At 50.2% G+C, this 428-nt stretch carries 1 protein-coding gene; it reads left to right on the forward strand.

The genetic code is table 11. The features are described 5' to 3' along the window. Window positions 1-428 (forward strand): peptidase G2 autoproteolytic cleavage domain-containing protein (locus FLX07_RS36025; RefSeq protein WP_208762583.1); only part of this gene is annotated, 428 nt, incomplete at both ends.

The following is a 428-nucleotide window of genomic DNA, read 5'->3' on the forward strand; positions in this document are numbered from 1 at the left end:
GGAAGCGGAAGCGCCTCGACCGGAAATACGAAATGGGAACTCGATTCAACTGGCGGACATATTCGTGGTACCGGGCGGGTAGAAAGCGTCTCAGATTTTAAAGACTTCGCGGAGTATTTCGAATCTGCTGACGGTCAGAAAATCGATTCAAGCTATCTCGTTGCGCTAGAAGGCGAAAAGATACGAAAAGCAGGCGAAGGAGATAAGATACTCGGAGTTGTTTCGGAAACGGCCGGCTTGGTGCTCGGAGGCGCGGCGTTCTATTGGAACGATCAGTTCGAAAGAAACGAATTCGGCGGCTTGGTTTACGAAACGGTTATCGATGGCGGCGAAGAGTTAAGCGTTCCAAAATTAAACCCCGACTATGATCCGACTCTCGAATATGTGCCGCGTGACTCTCGTGACGAATGGCATGTTATCGGCTTGAT

Source organism: Microbispora bryophytorum, from assembly GCF_006874465.1.
Lineage (GTDB): Bacteria > Actinomycetota > Actinomycetes > Streptosporangiales > Streptosporangiaceae > Microbispora > Microbispora bryophytorum.